General features: G+C 42.2%; 14 protein-coding genes. 1 reads left to right on the forward strand and 13 read right to left on the reverse strand.

Features of this window, described 5'->3' with window-relative positions; genetic code table 11:
- Positions 1 to 390: 390 nt before the first annotated feature.
- The 4 genes from HQK88_15265 to HQK88_15280 form a co-directional block, all read right to left on the reverse strand.
- Positions 391 to 1,002 (reverse strand): NAD(P)/FAD-dependent oxidoreductase, encoded by a 612-nt coding sequence (locus HQK88_15265; GenBank protein MBF0618160.1) that lies wholly within the window; start codon positions 1,000 to 1,002, stop codon positions 391 to 393.
- Positions 1,003 to 1,156: 154 nt separating this feature from the next.
- Complete coding sequence (locus tag HQK88_15270; GenBank protein MBF0618161.1) at positions 1,157 to 1,450, reverse strand: hypothetical protein; 294 nt, start codon at positions 1,448 to 1,450, stop codon at positions 1,157 to 1,159.
- A 24-nt stretch (positions 1,451 to 1,474) separates the two neighbouring features.
- The gene (gene budA, locus HQK88_15275; protein ID MBF0618162.1) at positions 1,475 to 2,254 is read right to left on the reverse strand and encodes an acetolactate decarboxylase; all 780 of its coding nucleotides are present in this window, start codon (positions 2,252 to 2,254) and stop codon (positions 1,475 to 1,477) included.
- Positions 2,255 to 2,261: 7 nt separating this feature from the next.
- Complete coding sequence (locus tag HQK88_15280; GenBank protein MBF0618163.1) at positions 2,262 to 2,774, reverse strand: Uma2 family endonuclease; 513 nt, start codon at positions 2,772 to 2,774, stop codon at positions 2,262 to 2,264.
- Positions 2,775 to 2,956: 182 nt separating this feature from the next.
- Here HQK88_15280 and HQK88_15285 point away from each other — a divergent pair, with 182 nt between their 5' ends.
- On the forward strand, positions 2,957 to 4,561 hold the full coding sequence (locus HQK88_15285; protein MBF0618164.1) for a glucose-6-phosphate isomerase: 1,605 nt from the start codon (positions 2,957 to 2,959) through the stop codon (positions 4,559 to 4,561).
- A gap of 173 nt (positions 4,562 to 4,734) precedes the next feature.
- Here the strand turns inward: HQK88_15285 and HQK88_15290 are convergent, their stop codons facing one another.
- The 9 genes from HQK88_15290 to galT all read right to left on the reverse strand — a co-directional run bounded on the left by HQK88_15290 (position 4,735) and on the right by galT (position 18,869).
- Positions 4,735 to 5,448: a DUF1641 domain-containing protein gene (locus HQK88_15290; protein ID MBF0618165.1), complete on the reverse strand. Its 714-nt coding sequence runs from the start codon at positions 5,446 to 5,448 to the stop codon at positions 4,735 to 4,737.
- A gap of 12 nt (positions 5,449 to 5,460) precedes the next feature.
- On the reverse strand, positions 5,461 to 6,618 hold the full coding sequence (locus HQK88_15295; GenBank protein MBF0618166.1) for an NAD(P)/FAD-dependent oxidoreductase: 1,158 nt from the start codon (positions 6,616 to 6,618) through the stop codon (positions 5,461 to 5,463).
- Positions 6,619 to 6,781: 163 nt separating this feature from the next.
- Positions 6,782 to 7,837, reverse strand: a complete 1,056-nt coding sequence (locus HQK88_15300; GenBank protein MBF0618167.1) for a response regulator — start codon at positions 7,835 to 7,837, stop codon at positions 6,782 to 6,784.
- Positions 7,800 to 9,404, reverse strand: a complete 1,605-nt coding sequence (locus HQK88_15305) for a response regulator (GenBank protein ID MBF0618168.1) — start codon at positions 9,402 to 9,404, stop codon at positions 7,800 to 7,802. The genes HQK88_15300 and HQK88_15305 overlap by 38 nt, the downstream gene beginning before the upstream one ends.
- Complete coding sequence (locus HQK88_15310; GenBank protein MBF0618169.1) at positions 9,404 to 12,883, reverse strand: response regulator; 3,480 nt, start codon at positions 12,881 to 12,883, stop codon at positions 9,404 to 9,406. The genes HQK88_15305 and HQK88_15310 overlap by 1 nt, the downstream gene beginning before the upstream one ends.
- 329 nt (positions 12,884 to 13,212) lie before the next feature.
- Complete coding sequence (locus HQK88_15315) at positions 13,213 to 14,541, reverse strand: class I SAM-dependent RNA methyltransferase (GenBank protein MBF0618170.1); 1,329 nt, start codon at positions 14,539 to 14,541, stop codon at positions 13,213 to 13,215.
- Complete coding sequence (locus HQK88_15320) at positions 14,457 to 14,816, reverse strand: response regulator (protein ID MBF0618171.1); 360 nt, start codon at positions 14,814 to 14,816, stop codon at positions 14,457 to 14,459. The genes HQK88_15315 and HQK88_15320 overlap by 85 nt, the downstream gene beginning before the upstream one ends.
- Positions 14,809 to 17,838, reverse strand: a complete 3,030-nt coding sequence (locus HQK88_15325) for a PAS domain S-box protein (GenBank protein ID MBF0618172.1) — start codon at positions 17,836 to 17,838, stop codon at positions 14,809 to 14,811. The genes HQK88_15320 and HQK88_15325 overlap by 8 nt, the downstream gene beginning before the upstream one ends.
- Before the next feature lie 35 nt (positions 17,839 to 17,873).
- Positions 17,874 to 18,869, reverse strand: coding sequence for a galactose-1-phosphate uridylyltransferase (gene galT / locus HQK88_15330; GenBank protein ID MBF0618173.1), 996 nt, complete (start codon positions 18,867 to 18,869; stop codon positions 17,874 to 17,876).
- Between the last annotated feature and the right edge of the window lie 22 nt (positions 18,870 to 18,891).

Genomic DNA, 18,891 nt, shown 5'->3' on the forward strand with positions numbered 1-18,891 from the left:
CCAACAACTTTTGGTAAGTGGATATAGGAAAATTGAGATTATATACAAGAAGGTTATTTCGTTGTTAAACGTTAATATATATAGGACTGACCATTATTATCCTAAAATATTCGGGTAATGTCAGCCTGTAAAGGTGATTCCCCTGCTAATTTACTCGGCGGTACGCCGGTTGAAAAAATCTTTTCTCATAAGCATAGCTAATTAAAAGAAGAGATTGCCACACCCCTTTCAGGGGTTCGCAATGACGGCGTGGGATTATCGCTAACATCCAAACCGGGGGTCACGGGGAATCATTCCCCGTGCGGGTGGGTCTAAGGGAGGGCAGCGCCATCCCTTACTACTTACTCTTTTATCTCTTTACTCTTTTTATCTTCTTTATCTTTCTTCACACTACTTATCATGCACAATCGTAGGTTTTCCGCTGAAGGTGGACAGAATATTACAGGCTGTCTGAACACCTGAACCTGCTGCGGTAGCAAACATGCTGCTGACTCCGGAAAGTGTTCCTGCGATGTATATTCCATCAGCCGCCATGCTGTTTGAATCGGTTTCTATCATCATGCGTCTGGGCTTACTTGTGTGCTTATGAGGTACAGCCTTAAGGCCGCCAATATCCAACTCAAAGCTCTTATAGCCGGTTGCAATTACAATGATTTCAGCTTTAACATTGCTATCGTCTTTTAGTTTTATACTAAAACCACCTTTTGTGCCGACTACCTCTGATACCTCACCGCTTAGAAAATCAACGCAGCCGTAATGGTTTATCTGTTGTCTGATTTGCTCTAATACATTCTGGCCGCTAACGCCTAAAGCAACTCCTGGCGCATTGAATAACTTTGCTTTTAAGAGGTCGGAGCTGCCGCTATCAATCACCACATATCTCTTATCTTTAGTCCAGTCACCTTTGTCCTTTGACGAGGCCAAAGTAAGAGCGCACGACAGGCCTGCTACCCCTCCGCCTATTATTGCCACTGTGTATTTATCCAATTTAGAAATCACCACCTTAGTGCCTTCATTTTAGGTTATACCAAGCTGCATTCTATCGTCTAACTTCGTTGGCATCGTCAAAAGCTCCTCAACGTACTAAAAAGTACGCCTGCGTCGCTTTCTCCGTGCCGCCTTGTTATACTCTGACTGCTACTCGGTATTATATTAGTTACGTTGTATTCTTTACTTCTTTGTAAAAAGAGCACTCTGTACAGTCTTTTAGTTTTTTAGAGTGGATACAATATGGGTTTTTACCGCTAAAAGATCCAGCCATAAGCCAGCATCGCCTTCCTGCGTGCCCTGTAAAAGCAGGACACCTTAAATAAACATTAGCCGGGCAGTTTGTGAATTGCCAACAAGCCTGCTTTTCAGTGTGTTCTATTCCCCACTGAGCAAAAGCCTTCTCCAGCCCCTCTATTGCCATACGTGCAGGACATGGTATTTTCTTTTTTTCCTTTTCCACCAGCTATTGTATTATAGCAGAGTTTTAATGGTAAGAAACACCTTTTGATGTCAAATTGTCGTTTATATTTTTTTTACTCATATATTTATCAGTCTCCGGTAGTTTTAAAATAAGGTTTGTAGCGTAGTCTATTTTTACCTTGCCTTCTTTTAACTTGCATGCCAGCAGATGTCCGCCTTTTGTTCTGTCATCTGATAAAAAATGGAAGTGAAAACCGGTTATGCTTGCTCCTTGCATAAAATCCGGAAACCAAAAACCCAGCATAGTACCGCTTACGTTTTCATAATTAAACACAGTTTTACTTTTAACAGCTTCTAAAAGACCCGGAAAGGGTTCCTTTTGAGCCGGTACGCTTCTAAGCTGTAATTTTTCAAATGACCCGTCCACCCTTACAGCATAGAATATGCTCCCTGAGGGAAGACGCTTAGTGATTTCATCAATTACCTCCTCACAGGTTGCATCTTTTTTAATATCAAATGAAATATCGGTTTTAAAAAATATCATATCTGCAAAAGGAGTTTTCATGTCCGGAGTAACCGGATAAACAACGCCATCGCTCTTTATCTGATAAAACTCACCGTCAAGGGCTGCCATCTCTCCGTCAAGGTTGTCAAAGGTGCCAAGACCGAAATCACCATGTTTTTTTAATTCGCTAAACTCAATAAATGCTTCATAGTTGCCACTTAGAAGCGCATCAAGAGTTGAGGCCTGATAAATGGTGTCACGCCTGAGCGTATCCTGCGTAACACACCCGGCTAATATTAAAAACAAGAAAGCTGCAAGCGCCTTTTTCATATTTTTCATACTAAATTTACTCAAATATTTCAGCGATGTTAACCTGAAGCCCTTCTATGACTTTAGATATAACAACGCCTTCAAATGCAGCAACGGAATGCAGCTTGTACTTATCGCCTTCTATCGTTAATATTTCAACAGTTTTAAACTCAGGCAGGACTAACCAGTACTCTGGGACTTTATACTTCTCATAAATACCCCTCTTAACGGCAGTATCTCTTTCGTAAGTGCCTGGTGAAATTATCTCGCAAACCATATCCGGCACACCCCGTATCCAGTCCTGGAAGATACTCATGTTCTCTTTCTTAATAAACAATATATCCGGTTGAAGCCTGTTAAGCCCCTCTTCAAAGATTATATCAAGAGGCGAATAATAAACCTGTCCTAAGTCTCTCATTTTAACATAGTGATGAATAATGTAATTAAGATTACTGCTAACCCTCTGATGGACTCCAAATGGACTAGGCCCCATAATTTCCTCTCCATCAATAATTTCCGTTAAGTCTAAATCTCTTTCAATTGTTTGCATATGTTAATATAGCAACAAATTCAGCACTGTGTCAATTTTGGAGCAGATGTGCGTTGAGTTAATGAAAAGCAGCCCTGTAAATTTATCTTAAATTCATGCGTTTAAGTTTTCACAGGTTTTCTGTATAATATGTGACAGCATTTTAAATGAAACGATAAAAAAATAAACATTGGAGGCATATAATGAGCGGTAAGAGTTCATGGGAGCGTTACAAAAAATATTTATACCATAATAAGGAGTTGGGGCTTACCATAGACGTAAGCAAGATGAATTTCCCGGCGGATTTTATAACTAAACTGTCACCTTTGATAAGCAATGCTTTTAAAAACATGGACGCCCTTGAATCCGGCGTTATAGCCAACCCTGACGAAAATCGTATGGTTGGCCACTACTGGCTTAGAAACGCCGCCCATGCACCCTCTAAAGAGCTGACAACCGAGATAGACTCAACCCTTTCAGCGGTTAAGGAGTTTGCTAAAAAAGTGCACAGCGGCGTAATCGTTTCACCGGAAAGCGGTAAGAAATTTAAAAACATACTGGTAATCGGCATAGGCGGGTCGGCTCTTGGGCCTCAATTGGTATCATTTGCACTGGGCAACGCTAATGACCCCATGACCTCATACTTTTTTGACAACACCGACCCTGATGGCATGGACTACGTACTGGGACAAATTGGTGACAGTCTCGATGAGACCCTCTCGGTTGTGATTTCAAAAAGCGGAGGCACTAAAGAGACACGAAACGGAATGCTTGAGGCTAAAGCCGCGTATGAGGCAAAGGGTCTTAATTTTGCCCATCACGCGGTTGCAGTAACCGGCAAAAACAGCGATCTTGATAAGATTGCCGTAGCCGATAAGTGGATTGAGCGTTTCCCTATGTGGGACTGGGTTGGAGGACGCACATCTGTAACCTCAGCTGTTGGAATGCTCCCTGCCGCCTTACAGGGATTAGACATAGATACGCTGCTTAAAGGCGCTGCCTCCTGTGATGAGGCATCCAGAGTTAAAGAGCCGCTTAAAAATCCGGCCATGCTGCTATCTTTAATGTGGCACTACGGCACAGCCGGTCTTGGACTTAAAGATATGGTCATATTGCCCTACAGAGACCGTCTCCATTTGTTTGCAAAGTACCTTCAGCAGTTGATTATGGAGTCTTTGGGTAAGGAGAAGGATTTAAACGGAACGGTTGTAAATCAGGGAATTACCGTATATGGTAATAAGGGGTCAACCGATCAGCATGCCTACATTCAACAGCTTAGAGACGGCGTTAATAATTTCTTTGTCACATTTATAGAGGTTTTAAGAGACAGAGAGGGCGCCTCAATGAAAGTAGAGGATGACTTCACAACCGGTGATTATCTAAATGCCTTCTATCAGGGTACACGCACCGCTCTTTCCGGTAACGCTCGTGAATCTGTCACTATTACAATAGAAAAACTGGACGCATTTTCAATGGGAGTTCTTATTGCTCTCTATGAAAGGGCTGTCGGTTACTACGCAACACTTATCAACATAAACGCTTACCATCAACCCGGTGTCGAGGCCGGGAAAAAAGCCGCCGGTGTTGTAGCAAAACTTCAGCGGGCAGCCTTCTCACACCTCAGGGCTAACTCCGGCAGCGCTCACACAGCCGATGAGACAGCTGCAGCTATAGGCTCACCAGAGGATGTTGAAACCCTGTTTAAGCTCCTTCTGCACGCAGCATCTAACCCCGACCATAAGATTAAAATTCTTAAATCAGATAACCTTACAGATTCCAGGTTTCAGTTTGTTAAAGAGAGAATGTAGAAATCAAGAAAGTAAGATACAGAATAATCCGCAGATGACACAGATAAACGCAGATGAAAGAAAAATAATCTGCGAAAATCTGCGCAATCTGCGGATAAGATTCTTTTTTGGTATCAAAAAAACAAAGGGAAAGGCGGATGCCTTTCCCTTCTTAATGTTATAACTTAGCTAATCTATCGCGTCTTAGGTTTAAACACTTCTCCGCTTGCCTCAATGGTTTCAAGCATACACTGTGGCATATTTTTTGCGAATGTTGTCATAAGTACAAATCCCTTTTGAACCTCAGGGTCCTTTATAGCAGTAAAGAGGCTCAACATTCCTGGCTTAAGGGGTTTTTCCATAAGCTGCTGCATGGTACGAACAGCGCACTTCTCCATACCCTTTATCATAAACTCTGTTTCTTTGGCAAAGGCAGTCTTGAGAGTAAAATCCAGGTCACCGCTTTTTTCAAAACTGTTTAAAAAGTCCAGAAGTTTGTTGAATACCGGCACGTTCTCACCTGTTTTAATGAGTAACTCAAGAGTTTCATCCCTTTCAAATAACAATCTTAATGAATTAATCGCCGGTGTTACCTCTTTAATGATGGTGCCTACGGCAGGCATTATATCATCAAAAAACCCTTTAAATGCCTTCATAGCATCAAGCATCTGAATGAAAGTAGGGATATTGTCGCCTATTTTTTTAATCAGCTCTAAGGTCTCATCTCTTTCATAACGGTATCTGAGATCATTTATAGTCTCGCCGATTTCCCTTGTAATTTTCTCCATAGCAGGCACCATATCAGTGACAAGTCCCTCTATAATTCTAAGTCTGTTATAAATGTCATTAACTTGTGCGGCTACTACTTCTATACCGCCTGAACTTACATCTGTGTTTTTCTTAGCCATAGCGTCCACCCCTTATATTAAGCCGTTAAGCATGAGGTTCCAGTAAAGAGGCCTGAGCATATGTACCTTTAGTATCCAGTTGGAGTAGCTCTCTAAGGCAGGTGAAATAGACTCGTCGTAGTTGAAATGAGCAAACATAACTCTCTTGTGTTTTGTGAGCATCGGGCATATAATCTCACCGTCATACTTATAGTCGGATACTTCACCCTTCATGTTTGCTTTTAGACGTTCAACGAGCACCTTCGCCTGCTTTCTGATACCGGAGGCGGTCTTAGATGTCGGATAATCGGCAGCATCTCCAATGCCATAAATATTAGCGAACTTTTTGCTTACCATTAGATGTTTATCACAGCTTACCCACCCTGCTGCATCTCCAACGTTTTCTGAGTTCTCAATAACAAACTCACCGCCGTGAGGAGGGGTTATGGATAGGAGGTCAAATTTAACCTCTTTTCCGCCAAAATCCTTCAACACTCCCTTTTCGTGGTCAACCTCCGAGGGGGTGAAGTTTGCAACTGTCTCAATACCTCTTGATGCAAATATTGCATTGAGCTTTGAAGCATACGGCTCTCTGCTAAAAACAGCCGGCATAGGTGTTGTAAAGATAAATTTAAACTTGTTCCTAAGCCCTTTCAGCCTCATTGTATCCTCTGCCATCATGATGAACTTCATAGGAGCCGCCGGACACTTTATCGGCATCTCACACACGGATGAAACTATCGTGCCGCCGTCCATATCCTTAAGTTTGTCCCTAAGCTTAATAGCACCATTAAGGTTATAGAAGGTAAACACATTTTTGTCTGCCTCCATGCTCTCTTGTAACCCCTCGGTCTCATCAAAAAGCAGTTTTGCTCCGGTTGCTATTACAAGATAGTCGTAGTAAAGCTCACCGCTTTTACCGGTTATTACCTTGTTGTTTGCTCCGTCAATCTTTACAGCCTCATCGTGAATCAGCGTGATACCTTCAAAAAACAAATCTTTCACGGGTCTTATTAAATTTTTAGGATCATCCAGACCAAAAACGACAAGAGTAAATGCCGGCTGATAAAAATGCTTTTCACTCCGTTCAATTACCACGATTTCCACGTCGTCAGGACTGTATTCCTTCCTCATGCGGTTTGAAAACATAACCCCACCGCTTCCACCACCAATGACCACTATTCTCTTCATGAGTGACAAGCCTCCTTACTTTAAAAACGTTTATTAAAGCCGCTCCTCATGCCTGTCAACAGGCAGAGTACTATTGTAACCGGCTGTATCATACACAAATTGATTATGAAATGTCAACAACAAAAGAGTATTTGAAATTCACGGTAAAAAAATAAAAATTACTCTATTTTTTTGAGAAACTAAACCCCTTTTGAAACAGTTCTACGCATACATCCACCACATCCTCATCATAATAAATTCCTCTGTATGATGTTATTTCCGACATAGCAGCGTCAATGCCAAGAGCGGCTCTGTACGGCCGATGCGACGATATGGCCTCTACAACGTCGGCAACGGCTATTATCCGGGCACCTGACAAAATATCGTCTCCCCTAAGTCCCCTCGGATAGCCTGAACCGTCCAATTTCTCGTGGTGCTGATACACAATGTCGGCTATCATCCACTCAGATTCGATGTTTTTGAGGATATTGTATCCGACCTCGCTGTGGGTCTTTAAGAGGTTGAATTCAATTTCAGTGATTTTCCCCGGTTTTGAAAGTATCTCCGCAGGAACGTTAACCTTACCTATATCGTGAAGTATCGCAGCTACATAAAAACCCTCTGCCTCATTGTTGCTAAACATCATAGCCATAGCAATTTCACACGTAAGCTCTGCCACCCTCCTTTGGTGTCCGGCAGTGTATGGGTCTCTTGTCTCCGCCATGGTTGAGAGAGCCTCTACAGTACCATAAAACAAACGCTTCATCTTGAGGAGATTTAGTTCAACCATATTCTGTTGTATTAATCGCTTTTCCAACTGCATCTGTCTCTTTAGCGCTAAGTGATTCTTAGTGCGCAGTTTAACTATGTTTTGATTTATTGGTTTAGTGATGTAATCTGCAGCGCCAAGCTCCAATCCGATAGTTTCATCCGCTCCGTCACTCATAGCCGTTACAAATATCACTGACACATCGTTTAGTGTAGGCTCTTTCTTTAAAAGGCTATACAGCTCATAGCCATTCATATCGGGCATTACCACGTCAAGAAGTATAAGGTCAGGCTTTATTGCCAAGGCTATCTCGAGGGCTTTCTTAGCGTTAGTGGCAAAGTACGTTGTGTAACTGTCATGCAACGCATCATTGATTATTTCAATGTTCGAGACAGCGTCATCTACTATCAGTATCTTTTGTTTTTCAATATCTTCAGACACTTTTGCTCCCGGAGGCTGTATGTTTTTCAATTAGTTTACATAACTCCTCTGCCGCAAACGGTTTTGAAATATAGTCATCCATGCCTGTTGCCAGACAAAGCTCCACATCTTCCTCACTTGCGTGTGCAGTTACGGCTATTATCGGTATCCCTGCATTTATCTTAGCATCTTTTGTATTTCTTATGTGCCTTGTTGCCTCTAACCCGTCCATAACCGGCATCTGTATATCCATAAGGACAAGGTCAAATGGTCTCTGAGCTAACATATCGAGAGCCTCTCGCCCGTTTACAACTGCTACCGGCGTATATCCGCGCCTTTGCAGAAGTCTGATGAGAAGTGTTTGGTTAACAATATTGTCTTCTGCTATTAAAATATTAAGATGCGCTCGAAATTCCATCATACTTTGGCATATCGGAACCGGCTCCGGTGTTTGCTGAAGTAAAAAATTGGCTATAAAGTAAAATGTGCTGCCTTTGCCTGAATCGCTCTCTACCCAAATATCACCACCTGTCATACAGAGAATCTTTTTTGCTATTGCAAGGCCCAGTCCCGTACCTCCATATCTCTTTGTCATAAAATGATCACATTGAGTGAAGCTATCAAAAATCATATCAAAATTTTCCTTTGAGATTCCTATTCCGGTATCAGACACCGAAAACAATAAACGAGTCTCTTTATCAGACAGTGCAGGCAAGTCTTTGCCATTTACTGTTTCCGGAGCTACGGTTGCTTTTAAATCTATACTGCCTCTTTCGGTAAACTTCAGAGCATTGCTTATAAGATTAGTAAGCACATATTTTAGCTTTCTGACATCCCCCTTTAACGTTGCAGGCACATTTGGAGAAATTTCGGTACTAAGTTTTATCCCCCTGCTCTGCGCCTGAGCTATAAACGGCTCAAGTGTGACATTTATCATAGAGAGTACATCAAAATCCACCTCCTCTGCCACCATTTTTCCGGCTTCTATGCTGGAAAAATCAAGGATGCTGTTTATCAGACTGAGCAAATTGTGTGATGACTCTTTAACCATCATGAGATATTCTCTCTGTTCGGTGTCCAGTTTGGTATCCAAAACAAGTTCAGTAAACCCTATTATGCCGTTCATAGGTGTGCGAAGTTCGTGGCTCATGTTGGCTAAAAATGCGGTTTTTGCCCTGTTTGCCTCCTCTGCCAGTTTTACCTTTAGTATCAGTTGCTGTTCTATCAACATCTGTCTCTTTAACGCTAAGTGATTCTTAACGCGCAGTTTAACTATGTTTGGATTAATTGGTTTTGTTATATAGTCTACAGCACCAAGCTCCAACCCGATGGTTTCATCTGTTTCATGGTTCATAGACGTTACAAACATCACAGGCACATCTTTTAGTGAAGACTCTTTCTTTAACCTGCGGCACAGCTCGTAGCCATCCATATCGGGCATTACCACATCAAGAAGTATTAGGTCTGGTTTTACCGTAAATGCTATTTCAAGGGCTTTCTTAGCATGAGTGGCAAAGTATAGTGTATAAGTGTCTTGTAATACCTCATTGATTATCTCAATGTTTGAAATAGCGTCATCAACTATCAGTATTTTTTGTTTTTCAATATTTTCAGACACTATTCCTCCAGTGTAACTTTAAGTGATTGAGCTATATCTTTCATGATTAGCAAAGCGCCTTCAAAGTCCAGTTTATCAATATGGCCGGTAAGTTCCTCTGTTTTTATACCGTCTGATACTGACATGAGGCAGGATTTGTTATCAGTGAAGTATTTCTTTGCCTGAAGGGAGTTCTGTCTCAGCAGAGTGCCCAGTTGTTTTATAATTGCAGAGAAGTCACGTATATCATAAACAGATGCGTCCGCTTTTACCGGTTCACCTTCCTGTGTCAAAGTCTCCAGCGTTTTTGCCGACTCAAACACAGTTTGCAGTTCGCCATCCATCCGTTTTAAGCATTCAGCAATCCCCCCCATATCCTCTTCTATCAGCATAGATTCAAGCTCTTTAACAACTCCAAATAACCGTTTTGCCGATATATTTCCTGCCACGCCCTTAAGGCCATGTATTAAATCCCCTGCCAACCGGTAATCTCCCCTCTGAAGCGCTGTTTGTATGTCATTAACTATATTGATATTAAGGCTCCTGAAGTCAACAATGATTTTTTTAAAAAGTCTTTTATTTCCGCCAAGCATCTTGAGCCCTGACGCAATATCGATGCCAGGGAGGTTATCGGGAAAATAGTGTTTTTCACTCCGATGTGGTTCTGTACGCCGGGCATCGTAAACATCTGGTTTGACTGGCCGTACCCATTTAATCAGTGCATCACAAATCTCTTTGATATCTATTGGTTTAGAGACATGGTCATTCATCCCCGCTGCATAACATTTGTCCTGCTCTGATTTCATTACGTGGGCAGTCATCGCAATTATTGGCAGCTCTTCACTGGATATCTTCTCTCTGATTTTCTTTGTCGCTTCAATGCCATCCATGTGGGGCATTTGTATATCCATTAAAACGGCATTATATTTTTGCGATTCTACAGCCGTAAGCGCCTCTAACCCATTATTAGCTATGTCAACAATAAAGCCCGCATTGGTAAGAATCTCAAAGGCAACCTGTTGATTTATATGATTGTCCTCTACAAGCAACAACCGCGCCCCTCTTATCCCCGACAGCCTCCGGCTTTCATATTCGACATTTTCACGCCGTATTGCCTGAAACCCGGAATACTTAGCAAAGGCATTAATTATCGTGTTAAACAGAGTTGAGGCCTGAACCGGCTTGGTAAGCAACGACATTATACCCATTTCTTCGGCTTTTTGCCTAATTTCCACATTGCCATAAGCCGTTACAATCGTTATAACCGGCAGATGAGGCAGTTTAAGCTCCTGAATACATTTTGTTGTCTCAAAGCCATCCATTCCGGGCATCTTCAGATCAATAAACAACATCCTGTATTGTTCATCCAGTGGCATTTCTGAAATTCGCCTCAGTTCCTCTACTGCCTTCATGCCACAATCAAAGGTTGTTACCTTTAAGTTAAAACCCTCTAAGATGCTTTTTAGGATTTCTCTGGCGCTTGCGTTATCATCAACCACCATGACCCTCATACCGGTAAGGTTGTCGGGCAGCAGATAATAATTTACCGTATCATGCGGCTGCTGGCAGCCTAATCTGACTGTAAAGGTAAACTCAGATCCCTTGCCGTACTCGCTTTGTACCCGGATGTTGCCTTGCATTAAATCTGTCAGTTTTTTGCATATACTTAACCCAAGACCTGTTCCTCCATACTTCCTTGTAGTTGAGCTGTCTGCCTGTGTAAAAGGTGTAAACAGGCATGGTATAACATCCGGCATCATACCAATCCCTGTATCTTTGACAGAAATACTAAGGGTGACCTCTTCTTTATCTATAGCAACAACTTTTACGGCAAGAATAATCTCTCCTCCCTCATCGGTAAACTTAATCGCATTACTGAGGAAATTAGTAATCACCTGGGTTATTCTCAAAGGGTCGCCGGTAAGTAAGTATGGCACGTCATTATCAATAGAGAACATTATCTCCACTCCCTTTTCCTCCGCTCTCATGATACACATTGCAGCTATGTTATTTAAAACGCTGGTGAGATCGAAATCAACGATCTCAAGCTCTAATTTGCCGGCCTCTATCTTTGAAAAGTCAAGGATGTCATTGATGATTGTAAGCAGCGATGTTGACGATAAGTTAATCTTATTCAGGTAGTCTCTCTGCGTTGTCGAGAGCTCTGTTTGTAGCATTAAACGGCCAAGCCCGATAATTGCGTTCATAGGCGTCCGTATTTCATGGCTCATGTTGGCAAGGAATTCGCTTTTGGCACTATTAGCACAGTCTGCGTCAATTTTTGCCTGCCGGAGGCTGTCCTCCGTTTTTTTTCTGTCTGTGATGTCCCAAAGTATGCCAAGTAAACCAATAATATCACCATTGTCATCACGAACCGGGGAAAGTATCGTATGGACTATCCCCTCATTGCCTTTTACCACATAAACTTCATCAAGCTCCTGTGTAACACCTGATTCCATGACAAGTGTATCGTTGCTACGGAATCTTTCTGTTAAATGTTCTGGAAAGAAGTCAGCAGCCGTCTTACCAATCATATCTGATGGTGTGAGGTCAAAATCAGCAGCAAAAGCCGGATTAACAGCGATATAAACGGAATCTCTGTCTTTATAAAACACCTTCTGTGGGATATTATTAAGAAGAAGTCTGTAGGTTATCTCGCTTTTACGCAATTGGCTCTCAAGAAAACACATCTGTTCCATCTTTAGGTGTATTTCCTTTTCTTTCTGGCGCAAATGCTCTATTGTTTCTTGCAATGTCCTGTTTGATTCATAATTAAACAGCTTTATTACACCAATCATAGAAAAAGCAATAATCAAAGCAACAATAGTTCTGAATACTTGAACAGGAATTGAGGAGAAAAATAAGAAATTATCGGTATTTAGTATATTTGAAGGAAAAAAATCGCCTTTTGGAACAACCAAACCTGCTAAAAGCCCATACGTTACAAAAGCTGTCGTGGTAAGTAAAAAGTATTTATCAGCCTTAGACTTTTTTACGATATCTGTCTCTTTAGAGTACAATCTAAAGGCAATAGCTGTTAAGAAAGACCCAGGTATCGCTAAAAAATATCTCGATAATATATGCCCTGTATTGAGCATAGCTTCTGAGTTATAAGAAATAATAAAGATAGTGGTTAAAACTCCGGGCACTAACCACCATTTCAAATATTGAGAAAATCTTTTAACAGACTCATCCTCACACATTCTCAATGTTCTTCTGCTAAACTCAAGTAAGAAACAAAATGACGATACTAAAAAAATAAAGCTCGCTATATTTAGAATTCTATCAGGCGGATGTGTTAATATTAACATATCAATCCACTCATTTATGCCATGAAGCACGGCAAATGAGGATAATAACCAAATGACTTTTGAAAGCTTGAATTGCCCATCAGTTCTATGCAGTACAGATATGGCAACACCCATAGACATAAAAGCAAATCCATAGACAAGAAACACGTGGTCCATGTTGTGTCTGAAAAACTGTACTATTGATTCCATGTTACCCTAATCATAATCAGCCCTCCACCACCTTTATAAAGACGCCCTTACTTACTCAACCACCTTAAAACAAGCCCTTAAGTAAAGTCAATACATTTTCCCTACCCTTTTACGCCCTGCACCATTTTTACAATACCCTCCATTTACTACCAAGTAAAAACGTAATAGAGGAGTGTAGCATATGGGGACTTACAGATGACTTACAGATGACTTACAGATTGAGAATTTTTTTGCATACTGTGCAGATTTTTGCACATAGTTTTTCCTCACCTGCGTCCATTTGAGGATTATTCCTTACCTTTTTGACAGATGCCTGATATAAAAGTTACTTACTTAGGGAGTTTTGGCTCATTTTTCAGTTCAAATACTGAAAGAGTTTCAGCATGGTATGTGTTTGGAAACATGTCAAATAATCTGACTGATAGAAGCTCATACATATCCATGAGTTTTGCAGCGTCACGGGCAAACGTTGAGGGATTGCATGAGACATAGGCAATCTTTACGGGTGAAAGCGCTTTCAGTGTTTCCATCGCTTTGTTTGTTAACCCGGAACGAGGAGGGTCTATTATTACGATATCATATTTTTGCAGTGAGCGGTGTTTTTCAAATGGTTTCGTTTTAAAGGCCACATTCTTAACGTTGTTTAGTTTAATGTTACGCAGACCGTCCTCAACACTGTGCCGGTTTTCCTCAATAACTGTAACATTATGAGCTGAAAATGACAGCGGAATGGCAAAATTCCCGCCGCCACCGTAAACATCCAGAATATTTTTTCCCTCAAGCGGCTCAAGAAGCTCCAACATCTTCTCTATCAACAAAGAGTTCATAGCCCAGTTGGACTGAATAAACCCCATTGGCGATACAGTATATGTAAATGCAGGGGTGTCACTTTCAAACACACAAAACGTCTTCTCCGCCGATATCCCCTCATCGGAAACAACTGCGTCAAAACCAATATCAAGGAAAAAATCCAACTGCGACTCATCCACACCCTCCCCTTTCACATAAGCTATCGTGTTAGAGCCGGAAAGAATTTGAACTTCCCTTAAACCCCTTAAAAAACGAGCGCCTGTCAATTTTCCAAGGAATTTATTAATCACAGGGTTTAACAAATGGCATTCACTGATGGGAATCACATGCCTTGAGTTTTCCCGATAGAAACCGATTTCAGGCTCACTGCCCCCTGAAATCTTAAACTGCGCCTTGTTTCTGTAATTCCATTGGTTTAGAAAAACTGTCTCTTTAAGCGGTATTCCGCCCTCATTCATTTTACCAATTCTAACGAGGCAGTCCAAAAGGATTTCCTCTTTGATGGAAAGCTGCCTTTCATAAGAAATGTGCTGATAGTGGCAGCCCCCACAGAGGTTATAATCCTTGCAACGGGGAGTGACCCTGTCTGATGAAGCGTTAAGTATCTCTACTGCTTGCGCTATCGAGTAGTCACGTTTACTTTCAGTAAGCTCCGCTATGACCCTCTCGCCGGGCAGTGTCCCTTTTACGAAGATGACGCCGTCTTTTTTTGACAGGCACATTCCTCCATAAACAGGGGCTGCCGGCTCAAGCTCCAGGAGTTTCATTTCCTGGCTAAAAGGGTCTTTATCGTGCTCTTTAGCTCTGTTAAGTCTGCTGATTTTACAACATACGCATCCGAGGCCCACACGGAGAAATCATCCCTGTAATCATACGCCGTTGACATTATCACTGGGAGATTTGGTTTCTTTTCCTTCATCCGTCTAAGCACCTCTATGCCGTCCATGCCTGGCATCAGAATATCCAAAGTTACAATGTCAGGGGTTTCCTTCTCAAAAAACTCCAGAGCTTCTTTGCCTGAGCTTGCTATGAAAACCTCGTACTGTTCATCCTCAAGCTCTGCCTGATACAGCATTCTAAGATGTTGGTCGTCATCAACTATCAGCACCTTCGGTTTACTCATTGTTTCCCTCCTTTAATAATAGATTAATTTTAAATATCGTTCCTACACCTACTAAACTATTAACTTCTATGGTTCCTTTATGTTCCTCAATAATCTTTTGCGCTATAGTCAGCCCCAAACCAGCCCCCGTTGTCTTTGTCGTATAAAATGGGTCAAACAGGTGTTTTAACTCCTCACTGGTAATCCCAGCCCCTGTGTCCTCTATTTCTATACAAGCCATGTTTTGTTCCCGTTTTGTGCAAACACTAATGCGTCCCCCGCCTGCTACTGCCTGTTTGGCATTGTCTATTATGTTGAAAACGGCCTCTTTCAGGCTGCCAGGGTTTCCGATTATTTCAAGATTTTTTTGAAAATATCGTTCCTCCACGGTGATTTTTCTATTTACAGGCCACTCTGTTTTAGAAAGTACGGAATGCAAAAGGGCGTTAATATCCACCTTCTCATTGGCAATTTTGTTTTCTCTGACAAAACTCAGAGTTTGTCTGAGAAGTGCCTCAAGGCGTCCCACCTCGTTTACTATTATGTGCGCATAATCCTTTAGAGGCTCATCGAGTTTTGTCTCAAGTCTTCTTGCAAATCCGCCTATAGAGGAAAGCGGATTCCTTATCTCATGCGCTACACGAGCTGACATCTCACCGAGGGCAGCCACTTTCTCTATGCTTGCCAACTGCTCACGAAGGGATTTTATCTCCGTCACATTACTTACTATATGAATCGTTCCTTGAAACTCACCGTGGTGGTCATATATCGGAGAGCTTGAAACACTGTACGTATCCTTTGTCCGGTAATAAAACCCCTCTACTTCTATTATCCGCGATTTCCCCTTTTCAAGTGCCTGTTTATGCGAACAGTGAGGCCATGGCTCTGTACTGTTATGAAATACCTCGTGACACTTTTTTCCTATTATTTGTGCAGGCGTAAGCCCAGTAAGATCACACACAGACTTATTAACCTTTATAATGTTCAAATCCATATCAGTTATGTAAACCAGATCGTTTATGGATTCAAAGATGTTTTCCAGCTCGGTCTCGGCCAGTTTCACCTGCTCAAAAAGTCTGGCGCTTTCTATGGCTGTTGCAGCCTGATCGGCAAAACTCAACAGATACTCGGCATCATCCTCTGTTATGGGCCTCAGGTTGAATAAATTGTCAACCCACAGTACCCCTATAGCATTGTTACGCGCTATTATGGGTACAACCAGATAAGCCTCAGTGCCGAGATATTGAGTCAGTATGGGGTTAGACAAGGGGTCTGCTGCCGCATCTTTTACGTTGTAATGTGTTTTTTTAGCTACGGCCATAGACAGATAGCATGAGGAGTCCAGAGGTATCTGAAGCCTCATTGAGAGTTTATCCATAAAAGAGTCTTTACTGAGATGGCCATTCTCTATTTCTTGCAGAATACTATGCAGGGATTTTTCCTCAAAAGACAAATCCTGCCATATCCGTGCGGCCTCCTCGTGATTTGTCGGACCCACTCCCATCTTTCCTCTGAGCATATGGCTTGCTTCATCGCAGAGAAAAATTATTGCCCTGTTAAATCCTAACCCGTCGCTTACAGTCACTGCCGTAAGAATCATCCTGAGCAGCTTGTCAAGCTCAAGGGTGCCTCGCATAGCGGAACTTATGAAAAACAGTCTGGAAAACTTCCTGTTACTATTAACAAGCTTTTCCTCAATAGATTTCCGTAAAGATATATCACGCGCTATCATGCTCATTCCGGTAACAACTCCCGATGCGTCCTTTATCGGAGATATTGTCAAACTTATGTCAACACGTGAACCGTCCTTACGGGTTCCACGTGTTTCCACATCTTTTAGAATCTCTCCCTGTCTGATTGCATCGAGATGTGCTTTGCCGCTAATCAGAGCCGACTCCGGCAGAAACGGTATGAAGGTATCTAATGCCTCCTGCTCGGTAAAGCCAAAAATACTTTCCGCACTCTTGTTCCATGACGTTATCATACAGTCTAAATTGGCTGTTATTATGGCATCGGCAGAGTTTTCGATGAGGCTCTCAAGACGTTCCTTGGTATCAGAGACTTTTATGTATAACTCGGTTATCTCAGTTTGGCTGGCTATCCTGTCGGTTATATCCCTTATCATGACGATGCACTCGTCTATCCGGTCATCTTCTTCTCGTATCGGATAAGCGCTGATTTCAGCATATCTGTCATTTTTAACATAATTAACCGTGCTAATCTGTCCTGAGTTAAAAGTTGCCTCTGCCACACACTGCGGGCAGACGCCATCCTCGTATGGAAAGACTTCATGACATTTCCTGCCTGGGATTTCCATGACTCTGAATGATGTCCATTTCTCTATAGCCTTATTAGCAGTGGTTATGGTCAGTTTTCTGTCAACTGTGGCAATGGCAGCATTTACACTGTTAAAGAGAATTTCCATCCTGTTTTGAGAGACGGTTTTAGCCCGTTGCCATTGAAGTTCCTTTCTGTGTGCCAAAGCACGCTCGATGCTAAGGGCGGCCAGAATTGCAAAACCCTCTAACGTCAAAAGGTCGTCTTTAGTAATTAATGACACGGCTATGCCGGGAAGCTTTGCCTTATCATATACTTCAAGGGTGCCAATCAGTGAGCTGCCTGTCTTAAGAGGTACAACGGCCATAGAGCGAATCATCAACTGCAGCACTCGCAGCTCATTTGGCAGTGCACTGGTATCATCTATAAGAAGCGCCTGATTTTTTTTTAGAACCTGTGAGAACACCTCCTCGCCGACCTTCTGTGCCAATATACTTAAAACGCCCTGCGCAAGACCATAGGATGCCTTTATCGTGTAACCGGTGCGTCCCTTTAACCGGATGGCACAGCCGTTAACATTGGCAAGGGATGTGACTGTTTTGCAGATAGTATCAAGGAGCTTATCGAGGTCAGAGACGGAACCTGTTTGTCTTGCAAAATCAAAAAGACAAAGGAGTCTCTCAGCCTTTATAAAAGGTTTGTAGTGAAGTAACAGTTCAGGGTCGTTAAACCCTGACAATTGCCTTTGTGCCGTCTCAGTGAGCAATTTTTATTCCCGCAGGCGTTCCTCTTTAGTTCCCTCTACTGTCCGCCCTTTAAGAATCTTACGGCATCCTCAGGAGATGTGGGATTAATATAGAATCCGGAGCCCCACTCAAACCCTGCCATTTTCGTAAGTTTAGGGAATATTTCTATATGCCAGTGGTAGTAGTGGTTTTCCTCGGCATTTAGCGGAGATGTGTGAATTACGAAATTATACGGCGGGACATCCAAAATTTTATCAAGCATCTTAAGTGTTGTCTGCATTATTTCAGCAAGAGCTGCAAAGGAGTTTTCTTTGGGTCTGAAAGAGGATTCGTGGTTTTTTGGCATTATCCACATTTCAAAAGGCACGCGCGGCGCATAGGCTGAAAGCGTTATATATAAATCATTTTCACACACAACACGTTTGTTCATATGTTTTTCCTGCTCTATAAGATCGCAGTATATGCACTTTTCCATAAAATCAAAATACTTCTTTGAAGAGTCCAGCTCCTCCTGCACTCTTTTGGGCACAATAGGGAGAGCGATTAGTTGGCTGTGCGTATGTTCAAGAGTTGAACCAGCAGATTCTCCCTCGTTTTTATAAATTAAAATGTACTGAAACCTGTGGTCTTTCTTTAAGTCTGTCAGGCGGGAGTAAAAAGCCCACAAAACGTCCTCTGCAGACTTTGAGGGCATTGTAGCCAGAGAGAGCTCGTGGCTGGGGGTCTCTACGATTACCTCATGGGCTCCGATACCGTTCATCCGCCCAAAAATGTGCTCACCTGCCCTTTCCAGCTCTCCTTCTATCTGCAGTGCCGGGAACTTGTTGGGTACTACTCGCAGTGTCCAATCAGAGGGACCAGTCTTTTGTGAGCCTCTGAAGGCGAGAATCTCATTTGGGGTTGTGTACTCATGTCCCGGACAGAAAGGACAAAATCCGGATAGTTTTTTCCGCCTCGATGAGGGGGACATGAAATCAGAGGGTCTCTTGCCCCTTTCCGTTGATATTATAACCCAACGCCCTATTATAGGGTCTTTTCTTAACTCTGACATTTAAGCCTCCTGTTTATTTAAT

The organism is Nitrospirota bacterium (assembly GCA_015233895.1).
In the GTDB taxonomy this organism is placed as follows: Bacteria; Nitrospirota; Thermodesulfovibrionia; order Thermodesulfovibrionales; family Magnetobacteriaceae; genus Magnetomonas.